The sequence below is a fragment of the Bradyrhizobium stylosanthis genome (genome assembly GCF_001641335.1).
Taxonomy (GTDB): Bacteria; Pseudomonadota; Alphaproteobacteria; order Rhizobiales; family Xanthobacteraceae; genus Bradyrhizobium; species Bradyrhizobium stylosanthis.
Map to the genome: position 1 here is coordinate 63,716 of NZ_LVEM01000011.1, position 10,795 is coordinate 74,510.

General features: G+C 65.1%; 2 protein-coding genes. Both read right to left on the minus strand.

All coding sequences use genetic code 11. The features are described 5' to 3' along the window. Nucleotides 1-54 precede the first annotated feature (54 nt). Nucleotides 55-3,705: a tetratricopeptide repeat protein gene (locus A7X65_RS39980; protein ID WP_082885257.1), complete on the minus strand. Its 3,651-nt coding sequence runs from the start codon at nucleotides 3,703-3,705 to the stop codon at nucleotides 55-57. Beyond that, on the minus strand, nucleotides 3,696-10,772 hold the full coding sequence (locus A7X65_RS39990) for a calcium-binding protein (protein WP_063694902.1): 7,077 nt from the start codon (nucleotides 10,770-10,772) through the stop codon (nucleotides 3,696-3,698). Before A7X65_RS39990 ends, A7X65_RS39980 begins: the two co-directional genes overlap by 10 nt. Nucleotides 10,773-10,795 lie beyond the last annotated feature (23 nt).

Below are 10,795 nucleotides of genomic sequence, written 5' to 3' on the forward strand. Positions count from 1 at the left end.
CTGTGGAGATGGAACTTTCATAAAGTCTTATCGAACTCAATTTCGCACACTGCACTATTCTGCCGCCGAGATCGCAACGGGTTCGATTCCACGCTCGACCTCGAGTGCCTGTGCAACCTCCGCCACGACGCCGGCCCAGTCTCCCGGACGCAGTTGCCGGAATTGCCGCAGCGTCGGATACCAGGGACTATCGTTGCGGCCGAGCAGCCACCGCCAGCAACCGTTGAACCGGTTGAGCAGCCAGACCGGCCGTCCCAGCGCCCCTGCAACGTGAATCACTGAAGTATCCACGCTGATCGTCAGATCGAGGTTGGCGATCAATGCCGCGGTATCGGCAAAATCGTTGAGCTCGTCCGTGAAGTCATGCAGCGCGAGAGCCGACGGCGCCTTGCTCGCCTGTCCCGGCGCGTGCTTTTGCAGGGAGACGAACGATACGCCCGGTATCGATGCGAGACCTGAGAGGAGGTCGGGCGGAATCGAGCGGCGGCGATCATCGGCCATGGTCGGGCTGCCCGACCAGGCGAGGCCGACGCGAAAGCCTCCGACGTTGCGCAGCCGCTTGTGCCAGATCCCCACCCGTGCGGCGTCCGGGACGAGATACGGAACCTGACCCGGCACGTCCGTCAGCGACAGTTCGAGCAAACGCGAAAGGCCGAGCAGCGGACAATGAACGTCGAAGTGCGGCAGCGGATCGCCGCGCGGAACGATCTGATCGACGCCGGGAAGGTCTTTCAGCAGAGGGGCGAGCGGACGCTGCACTTCCAGCACGATGCGCGCGCCGCTGCGCAGCAGCGGAACCAGCCGGCAGAACTGGATCGTATCGCCAAACCCCTGCTCGGCATGGATCAGAAGCGTGCGGCCGCTGATGTCCTCACCCTTCCACACCGGCTGCGTGAAATCATCGAGCCGGCCCGGACGCTTTTTCAGCTTCCAGCGCCATTCGTATTCCGTCCATCCCTCCGCATAATCGCCGGTGAGCAACAGCGCGATCGCGCGGTTGCTATGGGCTTCGGGGTGATCCGGCCGCATCCGCAGCGTCTGCTCGAACAACGGCCAGGCCTCATCGAGCCTGCGCAGATCCACCAGCAGCTTGGCGAGGTCGTTGTGCCAATCCACGCTGGCGGGTTTGAGCATGATCGCCTGGCGATACGCCCGCTCGGCCTCGTCATAGCTCTCTCGGGCCTCGAGCACCTGCGCGAGGACGAAGTGGCCCTCGGCCAGACCTGCATCGCACGCAATCGCGAGGCGGCAGTGCTCCTCGGCCTCGTTGAATACGCCACGGGCGCGCAGAACGCTGCCGAGATTGGCATGCGCCCGGGCGGAATCGGGGGTGATCCGCAAGGCCTCGCGAAATTTCGCTTCGGCCTCGTCGAGCGCCTCCTGGCGGCACAGCAGGATACCGAGATTGTTGCAGGCGATCTCCGACGACGGCTTGAGCCGATAGGCCTGCCGCAGATGCGGCTCCGCATCGTCGAGGCGTCCGCTTTCCTGAAGCAGCATGCCGAGCGCGCCGTGCGCATCCGCATGATTGTCGTTGAGGCCGATCGCGGCGCGATATTGCGTCTCCGCTTCGGTGCGACGACCGGTTGCGCCAAGCGCATTGGCCAGATTGTGCCGGAAATCGCCGTTCTCCGGTTCGAGCTCGATCGCGCGGCCGATATAGTCGACGGCGCGGGCGTGCTCGTTTCGCTGAAAATGGACGACGCCGAGCAAATGGAGGCTACCGGCGTGATCGGGATTCCTGCTCAGCAGGCGGCGATAGATGATTTCCGCACGGTCGAGCCGGCCGGCCCGATGATGCTCCAGCGCCTCCTGGAACGCGTCCGGCTGCACCGCATCCGCCGCCCGATCCGCCAGCGCCACTTTGACATCCTGCACCACCGCATTCCAGTCGCCGGACACGGGCTGCTTGAACTGCCGCAACGTGGCGTACCACGGACTCCGGATGGGGTCGAACAGCCAGCGCCAGCAGCTGTTGAACCTGTTGAGCAGCCAGACCGGCCGGCCGAGCGCCCCGGTCAGGTGCACGATCGAGGTGTCGACGGTGATCACGAGATCGAGCGCCGAGATCAACGCCGCCGTATCGGCGAAATCAGCGAGCTCCGCGGTCCAGTCGTGCACCGTCAGGCCCGGCGGCGGGCTCGATGTCTGCGCCGCAGCCTCGCCCTTCTGCAGGGACACAAACGAAACGCCTGTCGCCTCCGCGAGCGCAGCAAGCGTACGAAGCGTGATGGACCGGCGCTTGTCGTTCTTCAGGGCCGGGTTTCCTGCCCAGGCGAGGCCTACGCGCAACCCCGGCAACTCTTCGACGCGGGCACGCCATTTGCCGATGCGACCGCGATCGGCAGCGAGATAAGGCGCATCGCCCTGGATCCGGTTCAACGTGATGCCGAGCCAGCGCGGCAAACTCATCAGCGCACAGCGGACATCATAATGCGGCAACGGATCGCCGCGCGCCACGATCTGGTCGACACCAGGCAATTGCGCCAGCAGGCCAAGGAGCGGCCGCGGCACCTCGAGAACGATGCGCCCACGCGACGCCGCAATCGGCACGAAGCGGCTGAACTGCAGCACGTCGCCAAAGCCCTGCTCGGCGTAGATCAGCAGCGTGCGTCCTTCAAGATCGTCGCCGGTCCATTGCGGGCCGATGAGATCGTCGCGCCGCTCGAGCTTGCGATGGGCGTCATAAGTCGGCCATCCCTGCTCGAACTTTCCCGCCCCGAGCAGCGTCATTCCGAGATTGGCCAGTGCCTCCGAATAGCCGGGTCGGAGCTCGACGGCGCGGCGATAGCAGTCCTCGGCCTTGCCGAGCGCGGCGAAATCCCCGAACAGCGATCCCAGATTGTTGTACACCTCGGCGTAGTCCGGCTTCAGGCGGATCGCCTCCCGGTAGTGAAATTCAGCAGCCTCGTACGAGCCGCATTCCTTCAACGCGTTGCCGAGGTTGTTGTGCGCGATCGGATAGTCGGGCCTCAGCCGCAAGGCTTCACGACAGTAGCTCTCCGCCTCTTCGGGACGGCCGAGCTCGCGCAGCAGATTGCCGAGATTGTTGCAGGTCTCGGGAAAATCCGGCTTGCAGGCCAAGGCGCGACGAAAATACGCCTCGGCCTCCTCCAGACGTCCCCGTGCCTGGCAAAGATTGCCGAGATTGTTGAGCGCCTCGGGAAAGACGGGCCTGATGCGGCAGGCTTCGCGGTAGTGCAGCTCCGCATCGTCGAGACGGCCGATATCGTGCAGCAAGCTGGCGTAGATACCGCGCGCATCCGCATCGTCCGGCCGCAGTCGCACGACGTCCGCGAGGCAGGTCGAGGCTTCCTCGAGCCGCCCCCCGGTCCGCAGCAGATGGGCCAGACCGAGCCGGCCGTCGACCTCGTCGGCACCAAGGGCAATGGCGGCGCGGAAGTGTCGTTCGGCCTCATCCAGGGTGCTGCCGGCCGACTGAAGCACCTTCGCGAGGTTCACGTGATAGCTGGGATTCTCGGGCGCCAGCGTAACTGCCTGCTCGAGAAGTTCGCGTGCTCGAGCGGCTTGCCCCCGCAACAGCGCGATGATTCCCAGTACATTCATGCATCCATGATGGCCGGGATCCGTCCCCAGGATCGTCTCGCAAACAGACGCTGCTTCATCCAACCGGCCTGCGCGCAGATCGCTGACCGCCCCTTCGAACGTCACGTCGCCCGCATCGATGTCGTCCGCTAATGCCATGCCGAAGCAATCGCGCTCTGGAGACTCGGGTCGTTCGGCATCTGCGTTGCCGTCGATGGTGAGAAGCCGGGGTTGGCACCGGAATACGACGCCATCGCCTGGACCAGTTGCGACACCGAGCTGTCGAGATGCAGGCCGTCTCCCGCGCCGATCTCCGCCAGCGCCGCGCTCGGGTTCGATCCGAACCAGCCGCTGATCGTGAACTGGTCGTCCGTGCCGAGAATGTCGATGACGAGATCGTCACCACTCTGGACGAACCAGAGATCCTGGCTATCGACGTCCGATGCAAAATCGAGCTCGCCCTGCGCGGCCGCGCCCGGCGCGGTCGCATTGTCGATCGTCACCTGACCGCTGCCGCGATCGGCAAGGTACAGTTCGCTCGTACCGCCGGCGATGATGGTGCTGTTCACGCCGCCAATTGCCACGGTATCGCCGTTGCCCGTCAGCGTGATCTGGTCGCCGGTTCCCGTGATCGCGACGGAATTCCCGTCACCACCCAGGGTCAACGAGCTCCCGGCACCGGCGAGCGTCACCGCTGCCGCGCTGGTCGCGATCACGGTGTCGTTGCTGCCGCTGATGACCAGCATGATGCCGGCACCATCGATGCTGATGATGTCGTTGTCGCCGGTCACCGTCACCTGGTCACTGGTCCCGATGACGGCAATGGTATTACCATCGCCGCTGATCGCCGCCGAGCTGGCCGTCCCCATCACGGTGACCGTTGCCGCACTGGTCGTGCTGACCGAGGCATTGCTGCCGCTGATTACGAGCGCATTTTCAGTGCCGCTGATGCTGATGGCTTCGTTGTCGCCGGAGACCGTCACCTGGTCGCTGGTGCCGGTGACGGCGATCACATGGCCATCGCCGCTGATCGCTGCCGAGCTTGCGGTTCCGGTCACGGTTATGGCCGCCGCACTGCTCGCACTCACCGAGACATTGCTGCCGCTGATCGCAAGCACATCACCGGTGCCGCTGATGTTGACGGCGCCGTTATTGCCGGTCACCGTCACCTGATCACTATCGTCCGCGATCACGACGGTGTCGCCGTCGCCGCCGATCGTCACCGAACTGCCGGTGCCCGTCACGGTGACCGTTGCCGCGCTGGTCGTGCTGACCGAGGCATTGCTGCCGCTGATCACAAGCGCGTTTCCGACACCACTGATGCCGACGGCCTCGTTGTCGCCGGAGACCATCACCTGGTCGCTGGTGCCGGCGACAGCGATCGTGTGGCCATCGCCGCTGATCGCTGCCGAGCTTGCCGTGCCGGTTACGGTTATGGCCGCCGCACTGCTCGCGCCGACCGAGACATTGCTGCCGCTGATCGCAAGTACATCACCTGTGCCGCTGATGCTGATGGCGCCATTATTGCCGGTCACCGTCACCTGATCACTGTCGCCCGCGATCGCGACGGTGTCGCCATCGCCACCGATGGCCACCGAGCTGCCGGTCCCTGTCACGGTGACCTTGGCCGCACTGGTCGTGCTGACCGAGGCGTTGCTGCCGCTGATCACGAGCGCATTGTCGGCGCCGCCGATGCCGACCGCCTCGTTGTTGCCGGAGACCGTCACCTGGTCGCTGGTGCCGGTGACGTTGACAATGTCGCCATTGCCGCTGATGACCGCAGAGCTGCCCGCCCCCGTCACGGTCACCGTGGTCACGCTGGTCGTGCTCACCATCGCGCCGGCTCCCGTGACCGTCACGGTATCGCTCGTGCCGCTCAGGATCACGGCATCACTGGTCCCGTCGATCGTCACGGCATGACCGTCGCCGGCAATCGTCGCCGAGCTCGCTGTGCCCGTAACGGTCACGGCAAGCGGGCTCGAGCCATCGATGCTGGCATTGCTACCGCTCACGGTGACGCTGTCGCCGGCTCCGGCCAGAGTTACGATGTCGCCGGTACCCACGATGGAGACAGCATTGCCATCGCCAAAGATGGTGACCGAGCTCCCCGCCCCCGAAATCGCAATCGCCGCGCCGCCGCTCGTGATGATCGAGCCGTTACTGCCGGACACCACGAGCGTATCGTTGCTGCCTGTGACCACGACGGTCGCGCTGTTGCCGGCGACCGACACCTGCTCGCTGGCACCTGTAACCGCGACCGCGTTACCGTCGCCGTTGATCGTGGCCGAGCTGCCGGTCCCGGAGATCGTGATGGCCGTCGCGCTGGCCGTTGTCACCACGGCGCTGGCGCCACTGAGGGCGAGAATTGCGCTCGCACCGGTGACGCTGACCGTGTCGCTCGTGCCTGTCAGCGTGACCTGGTCGCTGCTTCCGGTGATCGACACCATGTTGCCGTCGCCGGCGATATTTGCCGAGCTGCCGGTCCCGCCCACGGTGATCGTTGCCGCATGGCTCGCCGTGATCAGCTCGTTGCTGCCGCTGACGGCAAGCGTGGCGGCGATGCCGGAGATGTTCACCGATGCGCCGTTGCCCGCGAGCGTCACTTGATCGCTGGTGCCGGCGATCGTCACCGCGTTGCCGTCGCCGCTGATCGTGGCCGAGCTAGCGGTGCCGCTCACCGTGATCGCCGCCGCATGGGTCGCATTCACGAAGGCATTGCTGCCGGAGACCGTGAGGGTGTCGCCGGCTCCGGTCATCGCGACGACCGCATTGCTGCCGGTCACCGTCACGAGGTCACTGTCACCTGTAATCGACACAGTATTGCCGTTGCCGGTGACCGTTGCCGAGATGCCGGTGCCGTTGACCGCGATCGAGGCCGCGCTGGTCGTGGTAACGGAGGCGCTGCCGCTGTTGATGGCAAGCGATGCACCCGCACCGCTGATGGTCACGGTGTCACTGGTCCCGCTCAGCGCGACTTGATCGCTAGCCCCCGTGATCGATATCTTGTTGGCATTGCCGCTCACCGTCGCAGAGCTGCCGGTCCCGCCCACCGTGATCGTCGCGGCGCTGGTGGTCGTCACCGATGCGTTGCTGCCACTGACCACGAGCGTGTCGCTGAGGCCGCCGATGGTCACGACGGCATTGCTGCCCGACAGCGTCGCGCGCTCACTGGCGCCGGTCATCGCGACGGTGTTGCCGTTGCCGTTGACCGTGGCGGAGCTGCCTGTTCCGGTCAAGGTCACGCTCGCAGCGCTGCTGGTCGTCACGGTCGCCGCCGCGCCGCTGACCGTCACGGTGTCGCTCGTCCCGGTCAGGGTGACGGCATCGCTGCTGCCGGTGATCGTTACCGCGTGGCCGTTCCCGCCGATGGTGGCCGAACTCCTGGTGCCCGTCATGGTGACGGCCAGCGCCGCGGCCGAGCCGATCGTTGCCGCGCTGCCGCTGACGGTGACGCTGTCGCCGGTGCCGCTCAGTGTGACTGCGTCGCTGGTGCCTGCGATCGTGACCGCGTTGCCGTTGCCCGTAACCGTTCCCGAGCTGCCGGTGCCGGAAATCGTCACTGCGGCGGCGCTGCTGGTCGTGATCGTCTCGCTGCTGCCGCTGATGACAAGGCTGTTCCCGCTTCCGCCGATGCTGACGGTCTCGTTGTTGCCGGTGACCGTTGCCCGATCGCTGGTCCCCGTGATCGAGATGGTATTTCCGCCGCCATTGACGGTTGCCGTGCTGCCGCTTCCGGTCAGCGTGATCGCCGCCGCGCTCGTGGTGGTGATCGTCTCGTTGCTGCCGCTGACCACGAGGGCATCATTGGCCCCGCTGATCGCAACCACAGCGCTGTTCCCGGTGAGCGTCACCTGATCGCTCGCCCCCGTGATCGACACTGAATTGCCGTCGCCCGTCACCGCCACCGAGCTCGCGGCACCCGTGATCGTGATCGTGGCCGCGCTGGTGGTGGTCACGGAGGCGTTGCTGCCGCTCACGACGAGCGAATCGCCGGTTCCGCTGATCGTCACGGCCTCGTTGTTCCCGGTCAGCGTGACCTGGTCGCTGGCCCCTGTGATCGACACCGAATTGCCGTCGCCGCTGACCGTAGCCGTGCTGGCAGTGCCCGTGACCGTGATCGCCGCGGCATTGACCGTGCTGACACTGGCATTGCCGCCGCTGACGGTGAGCGCATCGCCGATGCCGCTGATCGTCACGCTCGCATTATTTCCCGTCAGCGCGACCTGCTCGCTGCTGCCGGTGATCGACACGGCGTTGCCGTTGCCCGTGATGCCGGCGGAGCTGCCGCTTGCGGTCACCGCAATCGATGCTCCAGCGGCGTTCAGGACCGCCGCGGCGCCGCTGATGGTGACGCTGGCGCCGGTTCCGGACAGGGTGACCGTGTCGCTGGTGCCTGTGATCGCGACAATGTCGCCGTTGCCGCCGATCGTGGCCGAGCTCCCCGTTCCGGTCACAGTCGCCGTCACCGCGTTGGCGGTGTTGATGGTCGCATTGCTGCCGCTGATGGTGACGCTGTCGGACGTTCCGACCAGCGTCGCTGTGTCGTTCACCCCCGTCACGGCGACAGCGTTGCCGCTCCCGCTGATGGTCACGGCGCTGCCGGTGCCTGTCACTGTCACCGCCGTCGCATTCGCGGTCACCGTATCGTTGGTGCCGTTGACGATCACGGTATCGCTGGTGCCGGTCACCGTGATCGGATCATTGCTGCCGTTGACCGTCACGGTGGCGTTGTTGGCGGGCATCTGGATCAGCACGTTGCTCGCGTTGATCGTGCTGGTGCTGCCGTCGATGTTGACGTCGTAACCCGCGTGAGCACCGAGATAGCCCATGTTCCAGGCCGTGCCGTCGGCGAACAGCACCTGCCTCAGGCCGTCGGCACTGTTGCCGAAGGCGCCGCTGACGGTGATCTGGTCGCCGGTCGAGGGGATCTGGATGATGAGGTCGCCAAACCCGACGCCGCCGCGCGAGATCAAGAGATCGCTGGTCCGCACCGAAGCGTCGAACGACAGCGTCCCAAGCGAATTATTGTTGCTGGCGGAATAATTGTTGATCGTGAGCTGGCCGTAACCCTTGTGGAAGACATAGGCGTCGTCACCGCCGTTGCCCTGCACGCTGTCGAGGCCGCCCTTGCCGTCGAGAATGTCGTTGCCCGACGTCCCCGACATCGTGTCATTGCCGGTGGAGCCTGCAATCGCCGCCGTCACCGACGCCACGCCGACCAGGGTGATCGTCCCCGTCCCGTTGGCGAGCGTTACCGTGTTGGTGTTGTTACCGAAGACAATGGTCTCGATATCGTTGACGTTGACGGAGCCGGTCGTCGCCGAGATCCGCAGCGACGTCCCCAGGCTCGCCTGGACGATCCCGCTGGCCCCGCCGAGCGTGATCGGCGACAAGCCAGCTCCGCTGCCGGTGTTGACGGTAATGTCGTCATAGGCACCGGTAGCGGTGATACTGGCAGGCTTGCTCGCGATGATGTTCTCGTAATTTCCGGTGAGAGTGACGGAGTTGTTGATCCCACTCACGACGACCGTATCGTTGTTGCCGGACGAGGTGACGAAATTATTGCTGCCGCTCATTACGGCATATTCGTTGTTGCCGTTGAGCGTTGCGACACCAAAAGTGCCGGCGAGCGTTACCTTTGCACCGCTCCCAGTCAGCATCACCGTGTCGGCAATCCCGTTCAGGGTCACGCTTGCCGCATCCCCTGTCAGCGTCACCGTGTCGTTCGTCCCGCTCATCGACACGACATCACTCGCGCCGTTCAGGGTCACCCTCTCGGCATCACCGATCAGCGACAGCGTATGGCCGCTACCCGTCCCCTGGATCAGGACTGTGCTGCCCGAACCGGCCATCGTAAAGCTCGTCGCACTCGCCGTCGTGACCGTATTGCCGCTGGTCGAGCTGATGCTGACGGTATCGCCGCTTCCGGTCAGCGTCACCCTCGCACCGTTGCCGGAGATCGACACGGCCTCGTTGTTCCCGTTCAGAGTCACCGCGTTACCCGGTCCGCTCATCGTCACCCGATGACCGTCACCGGTCAGTGTCACCGTGTCGCTGGTGCCACTGATCGTCACGATGTCGCTGCTGCCCGTCGACGTCACGACGTCGCTGGTGCCGCTCACCGTGATCGTCTCGTTGCCGCCGGTCAGCGTCACCAAGTTCTGGTTGCCGACCACCGATATCGAGTCGCTGCTGCCCACCACCGTCGCTGTACCGTTGGCAGCCATGGAGATCCCGATCGTTGAACCGGAAGCGCTCACCGTATTCTGATTGCCGTTGATGCCGACATTGGCGCCCGTCGTCGTCAACGTCGCGCCATCGCTCGTCCCGCTGAGCGTCACGTTCAGGCCGATGCCACCGAGCGTTACGGTGTCGCTGACACCGCTCAGCGTCACAAAACGAGCCGCTGATGTACTCAGCGTAATATAACTCCCGCTCAGCGACAGCCAGTCGTTGCTGCCGATCAACGTCACCGACTGGCTGTTCCCCGTAAGCTGCACAAAGTCCGTATCGCCGATCACCGTCGCAGAATTGCCTGTACCAGTGAGAACGACCGACGTCTCGGAGTGCCCCGACACCGTGCTGCCGGTCCCGTTCAAGTTCACGACCGCATTGGTCGCGCCGGCGCCCACGATCACGGTCTCGTTGCTGCCGTTCAGCGTCACCGTCTCCTGCTGCCCCGTCAGCGACACCGTATTGGCGCTGCCGTTGATCGTCGCCCCACTGCCCGAACCGGTCATCGTGAAGCTGGTGGCGCTCGCCGTCGTGATCGTGCTGCCGCTGGTCGCGCTGACGTTGACGCTGTCGCCGCTTCCGGTCAGCGTCAACCTCGTACCATTGCCGGAGATCGATACGCTCTCATTGTTCCCGTTCAGCGTCACCGTGTTGCCCGGTCCGCTCACCGTCACCTGATGGCCGTCGCCGGTCAGTGTGACCGTGTCGCTGGTGCCACTGATCGTCACGATGTCGCTGCTGCCCGTCGACGTCACGACGTCACTGGTGCCGCTCACCGTGATCGTCTCGTTGCTGCCGGTCAGCGTCACCGTCGACTGGTTGCTGGCGATCCCTACCGTATCGTTGCTGCCAACGAGCGTCGTCGTGCTCGATATGGTGGAGTTGACCCCGATGGTCGACCCCGATGCATTCACCGTGGCATAGTTGCCGTTGATGTTGACGTTCGCCCCGGTGCTCGTCAGCGTCGCACTGTCGCTCGTGCCACTCAGCACAGTGACAAGCCCGGTTCCGCTCA